The sequence below is a fragment of the Pseudomonas sp. RIT623 genome, assembly GCF_004519305.1.
Lineage (GTDB): Bacteria > Pseudomonadota > Gammaproteobacteria > Pseudomonadales > Pseudomonadaceae > Aquipseudomonas.
Map to the genome: position 1 here is coordinate 68,022 of NZ_SOZA01000003.1, position 20,174 is coordinate 88,195.

Consider the following 20,174-nt stretch of genomic DNA (forward strand, 5'->3'; position numbering starts at 1 on the left):
TCAGGCGCGTCCTGCTTGCCGAAGCGTCCCTGCCCCGCCACAGACACTCATACGAATTGCCATTGCCTCGCAAATGCGCTTTTCAGGCATGGCAAAACCTGTAAACTCCGCCCTCGAGTTCGCCTGACCACTGCCCGAGCCTTACCCATGACACTGGCCCGCCACACACGCTCGCAAGTCGCCTGGGTGCTGTATTTCAGCATCCTGTTCGGCTCGTTGCTGTGCGCCATGGGCCATGGCCAGATGGCCGGCTTGCGCCTTGCCGGGCTGGATGACGCCGCCTGGTGCGCGGCCGACAGCAGCGGCGTGTTCAAAGGCGACCAGGACCTCAGCGACCCGGTGCTGCCCGCCAGCGGCGACTGCGTGATCGCCAGCCTGTTCAACGCCACGCTGCTGGCCGTGTTCTTCGGCCTGCTGGCCTTGCTCAGCCTCGAGTCGCGCCAGCCCTTACCCAGGCAACCCGCGCCACGCCTGCCCAAGCAGCGCTGGCCACTGGTCAATCCCCGCGCCTCCCCCGCTTCGCTTCTAGCGTTCTGACATCGCCACGCCCTCGTGCCGCCTGATCGGCAGCGGGCGTGCGCTCATCGATTTCAGCCAGGAAGCCTTGCATGTTTCGCATGACCACTTTGGCGCTGCTCGTTGGCAGCGCAACCTGCGCCTGGGCGCAAAACGACACCTTGACCCTGCCCGCCAGCAACGTCACCGCCTCCGCCGACCAGAATCAGGAGGCTACCCGCCTGGACCTCGACCGGACCATCGAAAGCGGCTCGCGGCTGAACCTCAGCGCCCGCGAGAACCCCGCCTCGGTCAGCGTCGCCGACCGCAAGACCATGGCGCGCATCGGCGCGCGCAACTTCCAGGACGCCGCCAACGCCCTGCCCGGGGTCAATGCCTCGGCGCCACCTGGCTGGGGCGGTTATGTGGCATACCGCGGCTTCAACGGTGCCCAGGTCAGCCAGCTGTTCAACGGCATCAACCTGCAGTCCGGCGCCGCTGGGCGCCCGGTCGGTGCATGGATCTACGACCGCGTCGAGCTGCTCGGCGGACCTTCGTCGTTCCTCAACGGTAGCGGCGCGGTCGGCGGCAGCCTGAACGTGATCACCAAGCTGGCCAACCGCGACGAGGACAGCTTCGAAGGTCGCGTCAGCTATGGTCGCTACGACACGATGGAAACCTCGGTCGGCTTCAACAAGGCGCTCAACAGCGGCGACGGACCGCGCCACTACGCGCGGCTCGACTACAGCCGCACCAGCACCAACGGCTACATCGACCGCCAGGAGAACGGGGCCGGCAACCTGGCCTTCTCGCTGCTCAGCGACATCAACGATCAGCTTTCGCACACCTTGGCCATCGAGTACCTCGAAGAGCAGGAAGACAGCCCCTACTGGGGCGCGCCGGTGCTGCAGCCGGCGGTCGGCACCCTGCACATCGACAAGCACAATCGCTTCGACAACTACAACGTCGAGGACGGCCGTTACGAGCAGCGCACCCGCTGGCTGCGCTCGATCACCGACTATCGCATCGACGACAGCAACCAGCTGCGCAACACCTTCTACCACTACAATGGCCAGCGTGATTACCGCAACCTCGAGGTGTACCGCTACAACGCCGGCAACACCAACATCGCCCGCTCCGGCGGCTACCGCCAGCGCCACGACCAGCAGGTCAACGGCAATCGCCTCGAACTGACCCACCAGGGCCAGCTGTTCGGCCTGGCCAGCGACTGGGCGTTCGGCGTGGACTACAGCCGCAACCAGCAGACCACCTACCCACTGTCCAAAGGTGCCTTCGACAGCATCGACCCGAACGCCTTCCAGCCCGGCCACTTCCTCGACATCCCCGGCATGGGCGCGCCGCGCGCCAAAGGCCGCAGTACCACCACCGACACCACAGCAGGCTTTGTCGAGAACCGCACTCGCCTGACCGACCAGTTGTCGTTGATCACCGCGCTGCGCTACGACCATATCGACTTCGACGTGGTCGACCACGTGACCCGGGCCAAGTTGGACCGGCGCTGGGATGCCTTCACCGGCCGCCTGGGCCTGGTCTACGACCTGACATCCAACGTCAGCCTGTACACCCAGTACAGCACCTCGGCCGAGCCACCAGGCGGCGCGCTCACCGGCGCCTCGCTCAGCCAGGTCGGCGACTTCGACCTGAGCAGCGGGCGCCAGGTGGAAGTGGGCAGCAAGTTCGACTTCCTCGACGGGCGCGGCTCGGCTACGGCGGCAGCCTATCGCATCGTGCGCAAGAACATCTCGGTGCCCTCCTCGACCGTGCCCAACACCACCGAGCAGGCGGGCCAGCAGACGTCCACAGGCATCGAGCTGGCGGCCTCGTTCAAGGTCACCCCCAAGCTGCTGGCAGCGGGCAACTTCAGTTGGGTCAACGCCGAGTACGACGAGTTCAACGAAAGCATCGGCGGCGTTGTGTACTCGCGCAAGGGCAAGCATCCGGTGAACATCCCCGACCGCGTCGCCAACCTGTGGCTGACCTACGACCTGGCGCCGGGCTGGCAGGTCGGCGCCGACGCCCGCTATGTGTCGTCGGTGTACGCCAACACCGCCAACACCGCCTGGGTACCGTCGTATACCGTCTACGGGCTATCGATGACCCACGACCTGGACCAGCACGTGCAGCTCAGCGCCCGACTGCGCAACCTCACCGACGAGGTCTACGCCCGCTTCATCCACCAGACCAACACCCAGTACTACCTGGGTGAGCCGCGCAGCCTGGAAGTCGCTGTGCAGTGGCGCTACTGATGGGCCTCAAGCGCCAGCTGTACCTGTGGCACCGCTGGCTGGGCATCGTCGCCTGCCTGTTCATGGTGCTGTGGTTCGTCTCTGGGGTGGTCATGCTCTATGTCGGCTATCCCAAGCTGACCCAGGCCGAGCGCCTGGCCCACCTGCCGGCATTGCCGGCGGGGTGCTGCGCCGAATTGCCGGTGCAGTGGGCGCAACAGCCGTTGAAGGCGTTGCGCCTGACCAGCCTGGGCGGGCGCGCGCATTACCTGCTGGAGCTGGCCGACGGTCGCCGCGTCACCCTCGATGCCGCCAGCGGTGAACCCCTGGTGCATGCGGACGCCGCCTGGGCCCTGGCCAATGCCCGGCAGTACGCCGGTGACGCGGCACTGGCTTACCAGGGCACGGTGGACGAGGACATGTGGACTCACTCCCGAGCCTTGGACGGCGACCGGCCCTTGCACCGGGTGCGGGTGGACGATGCCGCCGGTACCTGGCTGTACCTGTCCGGGCGCAGCGGTGAAGTGGTGCGCGATGCCACCGCCCAGGAGCGTGCCTGGAACTGGGTCGGGGCCTGGCTGCACTGGCTCTATCCCTTGCGTGGCGGATTCGGCTTCGACAACGGCTGGCGCACACTGGTGATCGGCTTGTCCGTGCTCGGCACGCTGATGGCGATCCTCGGCATGGCGGTGGGCATCCTGCGCCTGCGGTTGCGCAGGCGCTATCGCGGCGGCTCGTGCAGCCCCTACCCGGGCGGCTGGCTGCGCTGGCACCACCTGGTCGGGCTGTTGTTCGGCGCAGTGCTGGTGCTGTGGGTATTCAGCGGCTTGATGTCGATGCGCCCCTGGGGCCTGACCGACAGCCGCGCCCAGCTCCCCCTGCAACCCGCTCCGCTGCGCGCCGCCGATCTCAAGCTTGGGATCGGCACCGCGCTGGCGCGGTTGCACCAAGAGGTGGGCTTCGACGCCGTCGAGTTGCAGTGGCAACAGCTGGCCGATACCACCTATCTGCTGGCCCGCAGCGCCAACGGCGACAGCCGCCTGGTCGAGGACGGCGCGGCCCCGGCCCGTGGCTTCACCCGGCAGCGCCTGCTGGCGGCCGCGCAGGCCATGGCCCCAGGCATTGCGCTGCGCGACGACTGGCAGAGCGCCTACGACTTCCACTATTTCGCCCGCGATCCGCAGAGCATGTATGGCTCCCAGGCCCGGCCACTGCCCGTGCTACGGCTGCGCTTCGCCGACCCGGCTGGCACCTGGGCCTACCTGGACCCGGCCAGTGGCATGCTGGTGGCCAGCCACGACCGGGCGCAACGCACCGGGCGCTGGTTGTTCAATCTGCTGCACAGCTGGGACTGGCAACCGCTGCTGGCGCGACCGCGGTTGCGGGAAGGACTGATCATCGCCTTCAGTAGCGGTGGGCTGCTGCTAGCCGTCAGTGGCGTAGTGCTGGGCTGGCGGCGTTTGCGCAGGGCCTGTAAACAGTGGTCACGCTGACGGCGCGATTGGTGGGAAAGCCATGGGTTTGCTCCTACGGCTTTTTCACCTTCACCGACTCGCCGCTCGATGGCGTGTGCCAAGGCGCTGCCGATTCGAGGTGAAGATGACTCTGTTTGTTTGCCAGGAAGGGGGTATCCAGCGTGCCCAGCGCTATCGAAACCCAATCGGCAAACTCGCCTTGGGAGCTTGACCAAAACAAGTTCGAGCCGCACTCCACGCAGAACTCGCGCGCCACCTTCGGTGAAGAGGCATAGGTCTTGATACTATGGGCGCCGCGCAGTAATCGCAGCTTGCTGCGTGGAACGCTGCCATACGAAGCAAATGCAGCTCCGTGGCCTTTGCGGCACTGGCTGCAATGGCAATGAGTCACTGCCATTGGCCGGGTGAGTAGCTCGAAACTGACTGCTGCGCATAAGCAGCTTCCTTGGTATGCCTCTGTCATCGGCGCGTCCGTACAGGTGAAGATCGCCAGCGTACCGGCACCGACTGAATCGGTCGACTCGCCGTTGACCGCTCTGCATTTCACCAGCTGCTTTCGACCCAGGGGCGTGTCGCACGACGCACTTGCCCAACACATATGAAAATTCGTATATTCGAATTTCCGAATATACAAACACAGCCATGATCAACCCACCTGATGTGTTCAAAAGCCTCTCCGACGAGACCCGTGCTCGTGCCACCTTGCTGATCGCAAGCCTCGGCGAGCTTTGCGTGTGCGAACTGATGTGCGCGCTGAATGACAGTCAACCCAAGATAAGCCGCCACCTCGCGCAGTTGCGCAGCAGTGGCATGTTGTTGGATCGCCGACAGGGTCAATGGGTGTATTACCGCCTTAATCCACAGCTGCCCGCCTGGGTGCATGAAATGCTGCAGGTGACCTTGCAGGCCAACTCACAATGGCTGGCAGACAACGCTCTTCGGCTGAAGAACATGGACGGCCGCCCCGTTCGTGATGCTGCCTGCTGCTGATCATCACCGAGCGAGATCCTCATGCTGGCCGCAATTGCCGTCTTTGTTTTCACCCTCATATTGGTCATCTGGCAGCCGAAGGGGCTTGGGGTTGGCTGGAGTGCCGCGCTCGGTGCCCTCATCGCCCTGGCGGTGGGTGCCGTTTCGCTGCACGACATACCGACCGTGTGGGCCATCGTCTGGAACGCCACCGCCACTTTCATCGCCGTCATCATCATTAGCCTGCTGCTGGATGAGGCCGGTTTCTTCGAGTGGGCCGCGTTGCACGTGGCGCGCTGGGCAAACGGTAGCGGCTACCGCCTGTTTGCCTTCTGCGTGCTGCTCGGTGCTGCGGTGTCGGCGCTGTTCGCCAATGACGGTGCGGCATTGATCCTCACGCCTATCGTCATGTCGATGCTGCTCGCGCTGCGTTTTTCTTCTGCCGCAACGCTGGCCTTCGTCATGGCCGCCGGTTTCATCGCCGACACGGCGAGCCTGCCGCTGGTAGTCTCCAACCTGGTGAACATCGTCTCGGCCGACTACTTCAGGCTGGGTTTCAGCGAATACGCGTCGGTGATGATGCCCGTGAATTTCGCCAGCGTGTCGGCAACCCTGCTGGTGCTGTTCTTGTTCTTTCGCCGTGATATCCCAAGACACTACGCGGTCGCGGCCCTGAAGATGCCAAGCGAGGCGATTCATGACCGCGCCACCTTCAAGGTTGGTGGCTGGGTGCTGCTGATGTTGCTGATCGGCCTGTTCGCCCTGGAACCACTGGGTATCCCGATCAGCGCGGTAGCCACGGTTTGCGCGGCGGTCCTGTTTGCCGTCGCCGCCCGCGGCCACCGCATCTCGACCCAGCGGGTACTGCGCGAAGCGCCCTGGCAGGTGGTGATCTTCTCTCTCGGCATGTACCTGGTGGTCTACGGACTGAAGAACGCCGGCCTTACTGACGTGCTCACACACCTGCTCAACCGCCTTGCGCAGCAAGGGCTATGGAGTGCAACCATCGGCACCGGGTTGATCGCTGCAGTACTGTCCTCGGTCATGAACAACATGCCCAGCGTGCTGGTCGGTGCCTTGTCGATCCAGGCCAGCGAGGCGCAAGGGCTGGTGCGCGAGGCAATGATCTACGCCAACGTTATCGGCTGCGACCTTGGCCCGAAAATCACCCCCATCGGCAGCCTCGCCACGCTGCTTTGGCTGCATGTGCTGGAGCGCAAAGGCACGCGCATCACCTGGGGTTACTACTTCAAGGTCGGCATCCTGCTGACGCTGCCGGTTCTGTTGATCACCCTTTCGGCGCTGGCATTGCGCCTGAGCCTCTGACATCCGCCACGAAGCGGGGGAGCCCCATGCGAGTCCTGTTCATGTGCACGGCCAACAGCTGCCGCAGTATCCTTTCCGAGGCCATGTTCAATCACTTGGCGCATCACGGTTTTGAAGCCGTCAGTTCCGGCAGCTTGCCCAAAGGCCAAGTGTTGCCTCGCAGCTTGAGCACTTTGCAACAAGCCGGCATCTCTACTGAAGGGCTGAGCAGCAAGGGCAATGAGGCGTTCGAAGGCGCCCCTCCTGACATCGTCATCACTGTTTGCGACAAGGCTGCCAGCGAAGCGTGCCCGGTGTATTTCGGCCCTGCGCTGCAGTCGCACTGGGGGCTGGAGGATCCGTCGGATATCGTAGCTGACGAGGCCACGGTCGACGCTGCGTTTCGCGCCACGCTGGCTCGCATCAAGGCTCGCTGCCAGGCCTTCTTCGCACTGCCTTTCGATCACCTCGACCGCGAGCAGCTCAAGCATGAGCTCGATCGCATCGGTAAGCTTTGAGCAGGAGCAAACATGTCCGAGCAACTGCTTAATCTCAACACCACACTAGGTATTGAGGTCTATCGGAGCAAGGCGTCGCAGTGATCAAGTGCGGTTGATGGTCTGCGGCACTTCATTGTTCAATCCCTTGACGCTTCGCTCTAGCCAAGCAACGTAGCTGCCTTGGCGTTCAACGTCTGCCTAGATCGCAAGTTACCGGTATGGCCATTGATGCAGCATTCTGCGCACTGCAAGGCGCAGAACCCTGAATGACAGTGATCCTGCGGGTGCTTATACCGCAGACCGTTGCCCCCGCCCCTGGCAGCAGGCCAATTCAGGTACCCGCCGCAACCACAGGTCGCGTTGCGCCAACAGCCGGTACAAACGCCGGACCTCAGGCCGCACGGTACCTGCATAAACCGCCCTCAGTTGCTCAAGCGTCAACCCGCTGGTCTCGGTCAGCCACTGGCTGACCGGTCCAGGGCATGGTCTGCCCTGTAGCGCCCTGTGCAGATAGGGCAAGGCGACCCGCATAGTGGGATGGCTGCTCGACACGAAGGACTCAAGGTTGCGCCCATGGGCGTCGAACGGCTTGAACAACCAGCACTGCAGCTGTTTCTCGGCAACCCCATAGGCGTCACCCAGGCGCTCCTGGGCCTCGTTACGCAACACCGCCCCCTGCGGCCAGGGCATGGCGTGATCACCCAGGCCAGCGAAGTACGCCTGGGCACCCTCGCGATAGCTGTTTTGTTCGACAGCCTGCGCCCTCAGGCCATGCAGGTGCGCCAACGGCAGCGGATCGAACAGGCCCGCCGGCCCCTGGGGCTGGCAGGTGTCGGTCAATTGCCAGCCAAGCATGCGCTCAAGCGGCCCAGCTTGCTCCGGGTGCGGCAATAACGCCTCGACCGAAACCACCCGCACCACCCGCCCCCCCTCTGCAGGGGGTTGAGTTGAAGGGGATCGCAGCGGGTCGGACAAAGCATCGCCCAGTTGCCTCATGCCCGCGGCCCAACTGACGACACTGTCGGTGCCCGCGCTTTGCGTCAAGTGCTCGGTATGGCGCAGGCAGCGCCGCCCCCACGCCATCAAGTGATGCAGGCGGGTCGGCGCGATGGCGCTGACCAGCAGGTTGGCGCCATCTTCGTCGCCAAGCGCCTGTGCCAGGCTGGCCGCCAGTTCCACGTAGCCCCTGGCGCCGAGCAGGACATCGGGCTGAGCACCGGTGAGGTGGCCGAACAGCAGCCAGGCCTTGCCCGCTTCACTTGTCTGACTGGGTGAGCAAGCCGACCGGGCGCCGAATGGACCTAGTTGTCCCCCGTCGGCGCGCAGCAGCTCGACCCGAGGGTCATCCTGGAGGAACAGGGCACTGAAGCAGCGCTCGTGAAGGGCCAAGGCTTCGCAGTCAAGGCCGGGCAGCCTGGCCACCAGTACCTGGAGGCGAAAGGTACTGGCATGGCGCAGGGCAATGATCAACTGGGCGGCCCGCAGGCAGGCCAGCAGGTGCGTGCTGCGCGAGTCCAGCCCCTGCAGCACCAGTACCCTAAAAGCACCGATGTTGTCCGCGCCACCACCCATCACCAACATCCTCTGCACCAGCAGTTGCACCGACGCGCGCTGCGCCTGGTTCATGTGATCGAGCAGGCGTTGCAGCACCTGCTGGTAGATATAGTGCATGGCTTGATCGTGGGTTGTGCTCATGCGTTCGCTCCATCTTCCTGACGGCTTCTAGGTGAAGCCTGGATTCTGGCAGTGAATACAGCACCACAGTTGAAGGACGCTTCCCATAACCCTGTAGGACAATTATTGGAACGCAGCATCAGGGCTTGCAGGCATCGGTGTTGCGCCCTTGGCGAGTCACGCAGACGCACATCGCTCACTCAAGGCCTGCGCCAATGAAAAAGCCCGGGGCAATGCCCGGGCTTCGCTATCAGTCCAGCAAAGGCGTCACTGCACGCCCATGTCCAGCACCACGCGCCCGCCACAGGGGCACTCATCCATGTAGCGATGCGCCTCGACCACCTGGTCGAATGGGTAGACCTTAATGATCTGCGGCGTCAGCAGCTGATCGGCGGTGAACTGGTTGATATCGCGCAACGCTCGTTGCAACGCCACCTGGTCCTGGGCGATGCCCAGTTCCGGCTTGCCGGTGAAGTTGCCGATGCAGTGCACGTGGAACTGAATGTTCTTCTGAAACGCCGCGCAGGCCGGGAACGGTGTCTGGTTGCCGCCCTGCAGCCCGTACAGCACCAGGCTGCCACGGGGCGCCAGGGCATCGCCGAGCAGCGACATCTGCGGCCCGCCCATGCCGTCGAGCACCATGTCCACGCCACGGCCATCGGTGTACTTGCCCACCTGCATCAGCAGGTCCTGCTCCTCGCTGACGATTACCTTGTCGGCGCCCAGGCCCAGCAGGTACTCGCGTTGCTCCGGCTCCTTGGTAACGGCGAACACCTTGAGCCCCAGGGCCTTGCCCAGTTGCACGAAGGCCGGCCCCGCGCAATGGCTGGCGTCGGTGATCAGCGCGGTCTGCCCGGCCTTGGCCCGGGCCAGGTCGACATAGGCGAAATAGGCGATCAGCAGCGGCGTGTAATGCACGCTGGCCTCGATCGGGGTCAACACGTCGGGGTAACGGGTGATGGCGCTGCGCGGCAGGACGATAACATCGCCATACACCGGGTGATCGTTGGGGCTGGTGGCCGGGAAGCTGGCGACCCGGTCGCCCAGGGCGATGTCGTCCACGCCGTCGCCGACCGCCGTGACCACGCCGGCCATCTCATGGCCGATGCCCGCCGGCAGGCGCGCCTGGGAAGGGGCCAGGTTCTGCCGCCAGAGCACGTCATACCAACTGACGCCGATCGCCTCGACGCGCACCTGCACCTCGCCGGTCGCCGGGGACGGCGCGGCCTGCTCCTCGCAACGGAGCACATCGGCCTGGCCGAACTTGTGGAAACGGATCATGCGGGACATCGCATACCTCGCCTGTGTGAATCTGGTATTACCACGGACTTTATCCGGGCTTTGGCGGTTCGACCATCAGTGGCTGTTAATAGTCGACATGCCTGTCATTGATTGGGCCCCTGACTTTTATGTGCATTGGCCCCCGGAAATCGGTGCAGGGTAACAGCCTTTGGCCTTAAGATTCACCCCTGCCCCACTTCTGGCGAGCCGCATCGAATGAATCGTAACGACTTGCGTCGCGTAGACCTCAACCTGCTCATCGTGTTCGAGACGCTGATGCACGAACGCAGCGTGACCCGCGCCGCCGAGAAACTGTTCCTCGGCCAGCCGGCGATCAGCGCGGCGCTGTCGCGCCTGCGCAACCTGTTCGACGACCCGCTGTTCGTGCGCACCGGCCGCAGCATGGAGCCCTCGGCCCGGGCCCACGAGATCTTCGCCCTGCTGTCGCCGGCGCTGGACTCGATCTCCACGGCGGTCAGCCGCGCCGCCGAATTCAACCCGGCCACCAGCAACGCGGTGTTCCGCATCGGCCTGTCCGACGACGCCGAGTTCGCCCTGTTGCCGCAGTTGCTCAAGCGCGTGCGCGCCGAGGCCCCTGGTATTGTCCTGGTGGTGCGCCGGGTCAACTACCTGTTGATGCCAACCCTGCTCGCCTCGGGCGAGATCTCGGTGGGCGTGAGCTATACCAGCGAACTGCCGGCCAACGCCAAGCGCAAGGTATTGCGGCGCAGCAAGCCCAAGCTGCTGCGCGCCGACAGCATGCCGGGCAGCATCAGCCTGGACGATTTCTGCGCCCGGCCGCATGCGCTGGTGTCGTTCGCTGGCGATCTGTCCGGGTTCATCGACGAGGCCCTCGACGAAATCGGCCGCAAGCGCCATGTGGTGCTGGCGGTGCCGCAGTTCAACGGGCTGGGGAGCTTGCTGGCGGGGACCGATATCGTCGCCACGGTGCCGGACTACACCGCCGATGCGCTAACCGCCGCGGGTGGCTTGCGCGCCGAGGACCTGCCGCTGCAGGTACGTACGTTCGAATTGCACATGGCGTGGCGTGGGGCGCAGGACAATGATCCGGCGGAACGCTGGTTGAGGTCGCGGATACAGATGTTCTTTGGGGACCCTGAGAGTCTTTAGGGGCTTCGCGCATGCTTGTTCGCGGATCATTTCTGCCTTTTCCTAGCCTCGAAGAGCCATTTACTTCCAGCTAATTGCTACATTTGGGGCATATTTGAGGGCATGCTTTGGATGGTTCGAAAAGGATGCCCCAACCGAAGATGCTCAGCTTTCGGTAATCTGCCGACCATGCTGTTCCTCTCCGCTGTCAAAGACAGTCTTCACAGTGATTATTCGCTTTCCAGAGTGCTCACGAGAGTACAACCGCCGCTTAAGCTCACCACCTTCGAAAACCAGGCAGCCCCAACAGACGTGGCGCGGAGGATTATCGCGCTGACCAACAGCCAGACATTGGGTAGTGCTCGCGACTGGTGACATCGAAACTACTGATGGTCTCTTTAAGCTCCCCCTTGCGGGAGAACAGGTAGGCCCATCGAGTTCATGTCCTTCAAGTTCCCTGATCCTTAGCACCCGGGACTTCTCTTGGTTGCGCTACAGCGCAATACTGCTGGCCATCTGTTTTGAGCCAATGGAAGCGCTTGCCTGTGACCACGATGATCAATGCTGAAGCGCTTTGGCGAGTGATAGAACCTTCAGCACCGCCCCTCAGTGCTTCCACTATCGTCCACTCGTAACCACGGCAAAAAGGGGTACTTCTGGGGGTACAAATTCAATTTCCCACTCATAACCTTTTGATTTATATCGATGTCAAAATGTTCTTTGGGGATCCCGACAGCCTGTGACTGACGTCCACTCAGGTCCATAAACCCCAATAAAATCAGTATTTTAATCTGGACTTGAGTCCAAGACCGTCCGTCGCATTCCAGTCATTTTCGACGCATCTGGCTCTTTTTTAATGAGATTCAAACAAGAAATTTACGTCATCCGGGTAACAGGCCTACATGCGTCAAATGAGTCACTAACCGAGATATCAACGTATTGAGTCGGCCTACAGTGGTGCGCCGCAAGCATCTGTCTGCACGACAACATCTTGCAGCGCAACCAGCACGGGGCTAAACAAGCTAGCAATGCGATCAGCTCGCCCCGTAGGCTCCACGCCTCGGCCACACCTCAGGAAAAGCGGGTCACCGAACTGCCTGCGCAGCTTGCCGAGCACATTGCTCACCGCAGGTTGCGTGAGCCCCAGGCATACAGCCGCCCGCGATACGTTGCGCTCCCTGAATACCACCAGGAACACCACCAACGCATCGAAGTCGAGCGCTTTCAGTATCCTCTCGTCGAACTGCATGCCAGTGACTTCCATAACGTCTCAAGGCGCCGGGTGGCCCAAGCTGCCTTGCACGGCAGCCACGGTTTCGCTGTGCCACCCGCCGCCAACGGCCTTGAACAGATTCACCTCGGCCAGCAACTGCGCCAGGCGATCCTGAATCAGCTGCTGCTGGGCCGCGAACAACTCACGCTGGGCATCGAGCACCGCCATGTAGCTGTCCACGCCTTCGTCATAACGCTGGCGAGCCAGCTCGTAGTAGGCCTGATTGTCCTCTACCCTGCCCTGCTGGCTGTGCAACTGCTTGCCATAGGTGCCTCGCGCCGCCAAACCGTCCGAGACTTCCTGGAAGGCGGTCTGGATCGCGCCTTCGTACTCGGCCACGTTGATATCGCGACGAATCCGCGCGTAATCCAGGTCGGCCTTCAATCGACCGGCGTTGAAGATCGGCAGGTTGATCTGCGGCACGAACTGCCACATCCCCGCACCGCCCTTGAACAGCCCATCGAGCTCGGCGCTGGCGGTGCCGGCGGCACCGCTCAGGCTGATGCTCGGGAAGAACGCCGCGCGGGCCGCACCGATGTTGGCGTTGGCCGCCAGCAGGTGGTGCTCGGCAGCGCGGATGTCCGGCCGGCGTAGCAGTACCTCGGAATTCAAACCGGTAGGGAACACGGCGAGCATCGACTCGCCCAATGGCTGGCCCTGCGGCAGGTCCGTCGGCAACCGCCCCCCGAGCAGGCGTTCCAGGGCGTTGAGGTCCTGGGCCACCTGGCGGGTATATAGGCTTTCTTGCACCTGGGCTTGGGATACCAGGGTACGCGCCTGACGGACATCGATCTGCGAGGCAGTACCGTTGTCGAGGCGGTCCTCGACCAGGGCCAGGCTGTCGGCCTGGCTCTTGAACGTGGACTGGGCCAGGGCCAGTTGATCCTGGTCGCCGCGCCAGGTCAGGTAGGCGCTGGCCACGTCGGCCACCAGCGATACCTGCACACTGTAGCGCGCCGCGTCCGCGGCCAGGTACTGCTCGGCGGCAGCGCGGCTCAGGCTGCGCAGACGGCCAAACAAGTCCAGTTCGTAGGATACGCCGAGCGCCACCTGGTACTGGCTCTGGATGTTCGCCTCCCCTGTGGGCGACAGGTCGGCCGGTACTCGCTGGCGACTGCCGCTGGCACCCAGCTCGACGTTGGGGAACTGCTCGGCGCGCTGGATACGGTGCAGCGCCCGGTACGCCTCGAGGTTCAACGCCGCCTGGCGTAGGTCGGTGTTGTTGGCCAGGGCCTGGCCGACCAGGCGCTTGAGCGCCGGGTCCTGGAACACCGACTGCCAGGCCAGCGCGCTGGCGTCACCGGCCTGGGCAGGCGCGGCATAGGCCGCGCCCTGTGGCCAGCTGGCCGGGATATCCGCCTGGGGCCGTTGGTAATCGGGGATCAGGCTGCAGCCGCTCAAGGCAAGCGCCACCGCCAGGCTCAGGGTCTTGAGCTTCATGGTTGTTCTCCTTGCGCAACAGCCTGTTTCTTGGTGCGTCGCTCGAACAAGGCCACGACTGCCACGTAGAACAGCGGCACGAAGAACACAGCGAGTACGGTGGCGGTGATCATCCCGCCCACCACCCCGGTGGCCAGCGAGTGCTGGCTGCCAGAGCCGGCACCAGCGGCGCGGGCCATCGGCAACACACCGAAGGTGAAGGCCAGCGAGGTCATCAGGATCGGCCGCAGACGCAGGCGCGCCGCTTCCACCGCCGCCTTGGCCAGCGGCATGCCTTCACGCTCGTATAGCTCTTTGGCGAACTCGATGATCAGGATCGCGTTCTTGGCGGTCAGGCCGATGGTAGTCATCAGGCCGATCTGGAAGTACACGTCCGCACTCAGGTCGCGCCACAGGGTTGCCAGCACCGCACCGAGAATGCCCACCGGCACAATGGCGATCACCGCCGCCGGCACCGACCAGCTTTCATACAGCGCCGCCAGGCAGAGGAACACAATCAGCACGGTCAGGGCGTAGAGCATCGGCGCCTGGCTGCCAGTCTTGATCTCCTCGTACGACAGGCCGTTGTAGCTCAGGCCGACGCCGTTGGGCATTTGCTGCATGATCTCGGCAATCGCGATCATCGCATCGCCGGTGCTGTAGCCCGGGGCCGGCTGGCCGAGGATCTGCACTGCCGAAATACCGCCGAATCGCTCGAGCTTCGGTGAGCCGCTGACCCAGCGGCCGCTGGCGAAAGCCGAGAACGGCACCATCTGCCCACGGTCGTTGCGCACATACCACTTGTCGAAGTCCTCGGGGCCGATGCGCGAGGTGTCCTCGCCCTGCAGGTAGACCCGCTTGATCCGCCCCCGGTCGATGAAGTCGTTGACATACATCGAACCCCAGGCCGCCGACATGGTGTCGTTGATCGACTGGATGCTCACTTGCAGCGTACGTGCCTTTTCTTCGTCGACCTCGATCTTGTACTGCGGCTCATCACCTTTGCCATTCGGGCGTACTGCGGCGAGTACCGGGCTCTTGGCAGCCAGCGCCAGGAACTGGTCACGCGCTGCCATCAAGCCGTCATGGCCCAGGCCGGCGTTGTCCTGCAGGTAAAAGTCGAAGCCCATGGCGTTGCCCATCTCCAGGATCGCCGGCGGCACAAAGGCCATCACCGTGGCGTCCTTGATCCCGGAGAAGCTGGCGTTGGCGCGGTTGGCCAGGCTGAACACGTCCTTGCCCGCGGCATGGCGCACACCCCAATCCTTGAGCAGGACGAAGGCCACACCGGAGTTCTGCCCGCGGCCGGCAAAGTTGAAGCCGTTGACGGTCAGTACCGAATCGACGATATCGCTCTCGTTCTTCAGCAGGTAGTCGGTGACCTGGGTCAACACCGCCTCGGTACGCTCGGCCGAGCCATTGACCGGCATGCGCGCCTCGATGATCAGCACGCCCTGGTCCTCATTGGGCAGGAACGCGTTGGGGATACGGGTGAACAGGTAGCCGGTGCCGACCGTGATCAGCAGGAAGATCAGCAGGTAGCGGCCACGGCGGCCGAGCATGTGCTGCACGCCGCGCTCGAAGCGCTGGGTGCCACGGTCGAAGGTACGATTGAACCAGCCGAAGAAGCCTTTCTTCTCGGCGTGACCATGGCCCACTGGCGCCTTGAGGATAGTCGCGCACAGCGCCGGGGTGAACACCAGGGCCACCAGTACCGAGATGCCCATGCACACCACCACGGTGACGGCGAACTGCTTGTAGATGATCCCCGCCGAACCGCCGAAGAAGGCCATCGGCACGAACACCGCCGAGAGCACCGTGCCGATGCCGATCAAGGCGCCGGAGATCTGCTCCATGGACTTGCGCGTTGCTTCCAGCGGCGACAGCCCTTCGTCATGCATCAGGCGCTCGACGTTCTCTACCACCACGATGGCATCGTCCACCAGCAGGCCGATGGCCAACACCATCGCGTACATGGCCAAGGCGTTGATGGTGATGCCGAACAGCGGCAGCACGGCGAAGGTCGCCAGCAGCACCACCGGGATGGCCAGGGTCGGTATCAGCGTGGCGCGAAAGCTCTGCAGGAACAGGAACATCACCAGGAACACCAGCACCACCGCTTCGAAGATGGTGTGCACCACCGAGTCGATCGACGCGGTGACCACCGGCGTCGTGTCGTAGGGGAAGATCACCTCCACCCCTTCTGGCAGGTTCTTGGCCTGTTTCTCCACCACCGCGCGCACTGCCTTGGAGGTTTCCAACAGGTTGCCGCCCGGTGCCAGGCGCAAGGCCAGGCCCGACGACTCATGACCGTTGTGGCGGATACTGATGGAGAAGTTGTCGGCGCCCAGGGCGACCTTGGCCACGTCCTTGACCCGCACCTGCGAGCCATCGTCGTTGACCTTGATCAGCACGTCCTCGAACTCGCGCACGCTGGTCATGCGGGTCTTGCCGATGATGGTGGCGTTGAGCTGCACGCCGCCACGGGTGGGCAGACCGCCGAGCTGGCCGGACGACACCTGTACGTTCTGCTCGCGGATCGCCGCGGCGACATCGCTCGGGGTCAGTTGGAAGCTGTTGAGCTTGCTCGGATCGAGCCAGATGCGCATGGCATAGGGCGCGCCGAACAGCATCACGTCACCCACGCCGTTGACCCGCGAGATCGGGTCCTGGAAGTCCGAGGCGATGATGTTGCTCAGGTCGAAGTTGTCGAGCTTGCCGGACTTGTCCACCAGCCCCACCACCAGGAAGAAGTTCTGCTGGTACTTGACCACCCGCAGGCCCTGGCGCTGCACCTCTTCCGGCAAGCGCGGGGTGGCCAGCTGCAGTTTGTTCTGCACCTGTACCTGCGCGATGTCCGGGTTCACCCCCTGCTCGAAGGTGATGATGATGGTCATGCTGCCGTCGGCGTTGCTCTCGGCGGACATGTAGCGGAAGCCGTCCAGGCCGCTCATCTGCTGTTCGATGACCTGGACCACGGTGTCCTGCACGGTCTGCGCCGAGGCGCCCGGGTAGGACACCTGGATGGACACGGCCGGCGCGGCGATGTTCGGGTACTGGCTGATCGGCATGTTCGACAGCGACAGCGCGCCGGCGAGCATGGCGATGATCGCCAGCACCCAGGCGAAGATCGGTCGGTCGATGAAAAAGCGTGACATGAGGCGAATGCTCCTCAGTTGGCCGCTTGGGCAGGGCCAGTGAAATCAGTGACCAGCTTGACGTTGCTGGCCTCGACAGGCTCGACCTCGATGCCCTTGCTCAGGCGCTGCAGGCCCTCGGTGACCACCCGCTCGCCGGCCTCCAGGCCCTGGCCGATCAGCCAGGCGTTGCCGACGGTGCGCAGGGTCTGGACCTCGCGTTGCTGCACCTGGTTGTCCGCGCCGACCACCCACACCAGCGGCTGGCCACGGGTGTCGCGTACCACCGCCTGCTGCGGCACCAGCAAGGCAGCCTCGTTCATCCCTTCGTTGAGCCGGGCGCGCACGAACATGCCAGGCAGCAGGGTGCGCTGGGGGTTGGGGAATTCGGCGCGCAGGGTTACCGAGCCTGTGGTCGGGTCGACCCGCACTTCCGAGAACTTCAAGGTGCCCTTGAGCGGATACGGGCTACCGTCGTCCAGGGCCAGACTGACCTCGGCCTGGCTTTCGCCGTTCTGCAAATGCCCCGACGCCAGCGCGCGCTGCAAACCAAGCAACTTGGTGATCGGCTGGGTGACGTCGACGTAGATCGGGTCGAGCTGGGTGACGGTGGCCAGTTCCTGGGCCTGGCCGTTGGTGACCAAGGCACCTTCGGTCACCGAAGAACGCCCGATACGCCCGGAAATCGGTGACAGCACCTGGGTGTATTGCACGTTGATACGTGCCATCTGCGCATCGGCCTGGGCCTGCAGCCAGTTGGCCTGGGCGTCGTCGTACTGCTGCTGGCTGACCGCATTGCTCTGCAGCAGGCGCTGGTAGCGCTGGGCCAGGTTGGCCGCCGTGCGCAGGTTGGCCTCGGCGCGGGCCAGCTGGGCGTTGTAGGTACGCGGGTCGATCTGGTACAGCGCCTGGCCTTGCTTGACCTCGCTGCCCTCAACGAAGGCGCGCCTCTGCAGGATGCCCGAAACTTGCGGGCGCACCTCGGCCACACGATACGCCGAGGTGCGGCCTGGCAGGTCGCTGGTCAGCACCAGTGCCTGAGCCTTGACTTGATAGACGCCTACTTGAGGAGGCGCTACCGTTTGTGCCGCATCCTGCTTGCCACAGCCGACCAGCGCTGCAGCGAACGACAGGGGCAGCAATGCCGGAATGGCGCGCAGGGAAGAGCTAAGAGCCACCTTGAGGTTCTCCTGGAAAAATATCGGAAAGGAAAAGCGGCCGGCGGCGATCGCCGCCGGCCGTGGGGCACTCAGAGTGCCTGGACGGGATTCTTCACTGCGTCCGCAAAGGCGGTGTCCTCGCCCCGGGTGCGCCAAGGTGCGATATCGCGGTTGCGCGATGCGACGGCGCCTTCCCACAGTTGATAGGCGTCCTCACCGAGCAGCAGGCGCACCGGGGCGACCGCGCTGTTGACCATGTCGACGATCACCGCCGCCCCTTTAACAGGATCGCCCATCTGCCGTCCATTCTGGCTGGCGTAATACTCGACCATGCCGGCGTCCAGCGCCGCGTACTCGGCGATCTCGCCCTCTGCCTTCATCGCCGCGCTGCCGGCGAAGTCGGTGCGGAACGCACCCGGCTCGATCAGCGTCACCCGGATGCCCAACGGTTTGACCTCATGGTGCAACGCTTCGGTGAAGCCTTCCAGGGCGAACTTGGAGGCGTTGTACAGACCGCTGCCGGGAAAGGCCACCAGGCCGGCGATGCTGGTCAGGTTAAGAATGTGGCCGGACTGCTGCGCGCGCATCTGCGGCAGCACTTCGCGCGACAGTTCGGCGGCGGCGAAGAAGTTCAGCTCCATCTGGGCACGGATCTGCGCAGAGGTGAACTCCTCCAGCGCGCCATAGGAACCGGCGCCTGCGATGTTGGCCAGCACGTCGATGCGGCCGAATCTGTCCAGGGCCGCGCGCAAGGCGGCTGCGCGTGATTCGGCATCGGTAACGTCCAGCTTCACGGCCAGGGCGCGACCGCCGTAATGAGCGGCAGTTGCCTGAAGCGGCTCCAGGCGCCGGGCGCACAGCACCACGTTATCGCCCTTGGCCAGTGCGGCCTCAGCCAATTCACGGCCGAGGCCGGACGATGCGCCGGTAATGAACCAGGTCTTGCTCATTGCAATTTCCTTTATAGCGTGGGGGCGACGTGGCCCAAGCGAGGGCCTCGTCGCCCGTGCATTCGAAGCGTTTGAACAGTGGTAAATTACCGGTCAAGGCCGGTACTTCCCATACTGGAAAGCACTTAAAACTTTACTGATCGTACGGGCAGTCTTTCAGCGATCGACCTGCAGGCCTGGCCGCCGGAAACCAGGCTCAGGCGACGGCATCGACGCCCGTCAGTTCGGCCGACAGCGCCCACAGACGCTGGGCCTGCTCCGGATCTATGGCAAAGCTGCGCACCCCGGACTCGGTTGGCTGCGGGCTGTCGTCACGCACGGCCACGTCGCAGTCTTCGCAATACAACCCGCCCTTGCCCTCGAGCAGGGCTGAGGTGGCGGCCCATACGGTGGTCGCCGCACCTTGCGCCGGCGTCTTGAACGTCGGGTCGATGACTTCGCCGGCCTCGTTGAGCCAGCCCAGCGACGTCATCTCGGTCATGTCCATGTGACGTTGCAGCGGGGTGTAGATCTTGCCCGGGTGCACCGAGAACGAACGCACGCCCTTGGCCTGCCCCAAGGTGTCCAGGTGCTTGGCGAACAGCGCGATGGCGGTCTTGGACTGCCCGTAGGCCAGCCACTTGTCATAGCCGCTGTCGAACTGCACATCGTTCCAGCGCATGGGCGAATAGTGGTGGCCCATCGACGACAGCGAGACGATCCGCGCCCCCGGCGCAATGGCGGGCCACAGCAGGTTGATCAGCGTGTAATGCCCCAGGTGGTTGGTGCCGAGCTGCGACTCCCAACCATTGCCCACGCGGCTTTGCGGGTTAGCCATCACCGCGGCGTTGCAGATGACGATGTCGGCCTGCCGGCCGCTGGCGACGAACCGCTCGGCACAAGCGCGCACGCTGCCCTGGTCGGCCAGGTCCAGCGTGTCGACCTCGACATTCGGCAGGCCGGCCAGGGCCTGGGCGGCCGCCGCCGGATTGCGCGCCAGCACCAGCGCTTGGGCACCTGCACCGGTCAACGCCCGGGTGGTTTCCAGACCCAGGCCGGAATGGCCACCCGTGACGATGACCTGCTTGCCAGACAGATCGATGCCGGCCAGCACCTCGGTGGCTGTGCTGTGCCTGCCAAAACCGGTGTTCAGGGGCGTCTGCGGGTCCGACATGGCCTTACCCTCCTCCAGGCCCCAAGC

The 20,174-nt window shown here is 64.1% G+C and carries 16 protein-coding genes; 7 read left to right on the forward strand and 9 right to left on the reverse strand.

What is annotated here, in order from left to right; all coding sequences use genetic code 11:
- Positions 1 to 147: 147 nt before the first annotated feature.
- The 3 genes from E3U47_RS03635 to E3U47_RS03645 all read left to right on the forward strand — a co-directional run bounded on the left by E3U47_RS03635 (position 148) and on the right by E3U47_RS03645 (position 4,234).
- Positions 148 to 537, forward strand: coding sequence for a DUF2946 family protein (locus tag E3U47_RS03635; protein WP_134689649.1), 390 nt, complete (start codon positions 148 to 150; stop codon positions 535 to 537).
- A 71-nt stretch (positions 538 to 608) separates the two neighbouring features.
- Entirely contained in the window at positions 609 to 2,762 is a 2,154-nt protein-coding gene (locus tag E3U47_RS03640; RefSeq protein WP_134689650.1) for a TonB-dependent siderophore receptor, read from the forward strand.
- Positions 2,762 to 4,234, forward strand: a complete 1,473-nt coding sequence (locus tag E3U47_RS03645) for a PepSY domain-containing protein (RefSeq protein ID WP_134689651.1) — start codon at positions 2,762 to 2,764, stop codon at positions 4,232 to 4,234. The genes E3U47_RS03640 and E3U47_RS03645 overlap by 1 nt, the downstream gene beginning before the upstream one ends.
- 34 nt (positions 4,235 to 4,268) lie before the next feature.
- Here E3U47_RS03645 and E3U47_RS03650 read toward each other — a convergent pair whose 3' ends face one another.
- Positions 4,269 to 4,679 carry a GFA family protein gene (locus E3U47_RS03650; RefSeq protein WP_134689768.1) on the reverse strand — a complete coding sequence of 137 codons (411 nt, stop codon included), beginning with the start codon at positions 4,677 to 4,679 and terminating at the stop codon, positions 4,269 to 4,271.
- A gap of 179 nt (positions 4,680 to 4,858) precedes the next feature.
- On the opposite strand from E3U47_RS03650, the gene E3U47_RS03655 reads away from it, so the two are divergent.
- From E3U47_RS03655 to E3U47_RS03665, 3 genes are read left to right on the forward strand one after another with little or no spacing between them, the layout of a single operon-like run.
- The gene (locus tag E3U47_RS03655) at positions 4,859 to 5,206 is read left to right on the forward strand and encodes a metalloregulator ArsR/SmtB family transcription factor (protein WP_134689652.1); all 348 of its coding nucleotides are present in this window, start codon (positions 4,859 to 4,861) and stop codon (positions 5,204 to 5,206) included.
- Positions 5,207 to 5,227: 21 nt separating this feature from the next.
- Entirely contained in the window at positions 5,228 to 6,511 is a 1,284-nt protein-coding gene (locus tag E3U47_RS03660; RefSeq protein WP_134689653.1) for an arsenic transporter, read from the forward strand.
- Positions 6,512 to 6,537: 26 nt separating this feature from the next.
- On the forward strand, positions 6,538 to 7,008 hold the full coding sequence (locus tag E3U47_RS03665) for an arsenate reductase ArsC (RefSeq protein WP_134689654.1): 471 nt from the start codon (positions 6,538 to 6,540) through the stop codon (positions 7,006 to 7,008).
- 270 nt (positions 7,009 to 7,278) lie between these two features.
- Here E3U47_RS03665 and E3U47_RS03670 read toward each other — a convergent pair whose 3' ends face one another.
- Positions 7,279 to 8,685, reverse strand: coding sequence for a hypothetical protein (locus E3U47_RS03670; protein WP_134689655.1), 1,407 nt, complete (start codon positions 8,683 to 8,685; stop codon positions 7,279 to 7,281).
- 246 nt (positions 8,686 to 8,931) lie between these two features.
- On the reverse strand, positions 8,932 to 9,954 hold the full coding sequence (locus tag E3U47_RS03675) for a zinc-dependent alcohol dehydrogenase family protein (RefSeq protein ID WP_134689656.1): 1,023 nt from the start codon (positions 9,952 to 9,954) through the stop codon (positions 8,932 to 8,934).
- Between the two features lie 207 nt (positions 9,955 to 10,161).
- Between E3U47_RS03675 and E3U47_RS03680 the strand changes: the two genes are divergently transcribed.
- Positions 10,162 to 11,076 carry a LysR family transcriptional regulator gene (locus tag E3U47_RS03680; RefSeq protein WP_134689657.1) on the forward strand — a complete coding sequence of 305 codons (915 nt, stop codon included), beginning with the start codon at positions 10,162 to 10,164 and terminating at the stop codon, positions 11,074 to 11,076.
- A gap of 928 nt (positions 11,077 to 12,004) precedes the next feature.
- On the opposite strand, the gene E3U47_RS03685 is transcribed toward E3U47_RS03680, so the two are convergent.
- The 6 genes from E3U47_RS03685 to E3U47_RS03710 form a co-directional block, all read right to left on the reverse strand.
- Positions 12,005 to 12,304, reverse strand: coding sequence for a LysR family transcriptional regulator (locus tag E3U47_RS03685; protein ID WP_134689658.1), 300 nt, complete (start codon positions 12,302 to 12,304; stop codon positions 12,005 to 12,007).
- Positions 12,305 to 12,325: 21 nt separating this feature from the next.
- Complete coding sequence (locus tag E3U47_RS03690) at positions 12,326 to 13,768, reverse strand: efflux transporter outer membrane subunit (RefSeq protein ID WP_134689659.1); 1,443 nt, start codon at positions 13,766 to 13,768, stop codon at positions 12,326 to 12,328.
- Positions 13,765 to 16,905 (reverse strand): efflux RND transporter permease subunit, encoded by a 3,141-nt coding sequence (locus E3U47_RS03695; RefSeq protein WP_134689660.1) that lies wholly within the window; start codon positions 16,903 to 16,905, stop codon positions 13,765 to 13,767. Before E3U47_RS03695 ends, E3U47_RS03690 begins: the two co-directional genes overlap by 4 nt.
- A 14-nt stretch (positions 16,906 to 16,919) precedes the next feature.
- The gene (locus E3U47_RS03700; RefSeq protein WP_306106426.1) at positions 16,920 to 18,044 is read right to left on the reverse strand and encodes an efflux RND transporter periplasmic adaptor subunit; all 1,125 of its coding nucleotides are present in this window, start codon (positions 18,042 to 18,044) and stop codon (positions 16,920 to 16,922) included.
- 89 nt (positions 18,045 to 18,133) lie between these two features.
- Entirely contained in the window at positions 18,134 to 18,994 is an 861-nt protein-coding gene (locus E3U47_RS03705) for an oxidoreductase (protein ID WP_134689662.1), read from the reverse strand.
- A gap of 196 nt (positions 18,995 to 19,190) precedes the next feature.
- Complete coding sequence (locus E3U47_RS03710) at positions 19,191 to 20,147, reverse strand: SDR family NAD(P)-dependent oxidoreductase (RefSeq protein WP_134689663.1); 957 nt, start codon at positions 20,145 to 20,147, stop codon at positions 19,191 to 19,193.
- Positions 20,148 to 20,174 lie beyond the last annotated feature (27 nt).

Excerpts from the sequence above, each read along its gene's own strand:
- E3U47_RS03665 (WP_134689654.1), top strand. The coding sequence starts at position 6,538 with ATGCGAGTCCTGTTCATGTGCACGGCCAACAGCTGCCGCAGTATCCTT.
- E3U47_RS03710 (WP_134689663.1), bottom strand. The coding sequence starts at position 20,147 with ATGTCGGACCCGCAGACGCCCCTGAACACCGGTTTTGGCAGGCACAGC.
- E3U47_RS03685 (WP_134689658.1), bottom strand. The coding sequence starts at position 12,304 with ATGCAGTTCGACGAGAGGATACTGAAAGCGCTCGACTTCGATGCGTTG.
- E3U47_RS03705 (WP_134689662.1), bottom strand. The coding sequence starts at position 18,994 with ATGAGCAAGACCTGGTTCATTACCGGCGCATCGTCCGGCCTCGGCCGT.
- E3U47_RS03655 (WP_134689652.1), top strand. The coding sequence starts at position 4,859 with ATGATCAACCCACCTGATGTGTTCAAAAGCCTCTCCGACGAGACCCGT.
- E3U47_RS03640 (WP_134689650.1), top strand. The coding sequence starts at position 609 with ATGTTTCGCATGACCACTTTGGCGCTGCTCGTTGGCAGCGCAACCTGC.
- E3U47_RS03690 (WP_134689659.1), bottom strand. The coding sequence starts at position 13,768 with ATGAAGCTCAAGACCCTGAGCCTGGCGGTGGCGCTTGCCTTGAGCGGC.
- E3U47_RS03695 (WP_134689660.1), bottom strand. The coding sequence starts at position 16,905 with ATGTCACGCTTTTTCATCGACCGACCGATCTTCGCCTGGGTGCTGGCG.
- E3U47_RS03675 (WP_134689656.1), bottom strand. The coding sequence starts at position 9,954 with ATGTCCCGCATGATCCGTTTCCACAAGTTCGGCCAGGCCGATGTGCTC.
- E3U47_RS03635 (WP_134689649.1), top strand. The coding sequence starts at position 148 with ATGACACTGGCCCGCCACACACGCTCGCAAGTCGCCTGGGTGCTGTAT.
- E3U47_RS03645 (WP_134689651.1), top strand. The coding sequence starts at position 2,762 with ATGGGCCTCAAGCGCCAGCTGTACCTGTGGCACCGCTGGCTGGGCATC.
- E3U47_RS03660 (WP_134689653.1), top strand. The coding sequence starts at position 5,228 with ATGCTGGCCGCAATTGCCGTCTTTGTTTTCACCCTCATATTGGTCATC.
- E3U47_RS03670 (WP_134689655.1), bottom strand. The coding sequence starts at position 8,685 with ATGAGCACAACCCACGATCAAGCCATGCACTATATCTACCAGCAGGTG.
- E3U47_RS03680 (WP_134689657.1), top strand. The coding sequence starts at position 10,162 with ATGAATCGTAACGACTTGCGTCGCGTAGACCTCAACCTGCTCATCGTG.
- E3U47_RS03650 (WP_134689768.1), bottom strand. The coding sequence starts at position 4,679 with ATGACAGAGGCATACCAAGGAAGCTGCTTATGCGCAGCAGTCAGTTTC.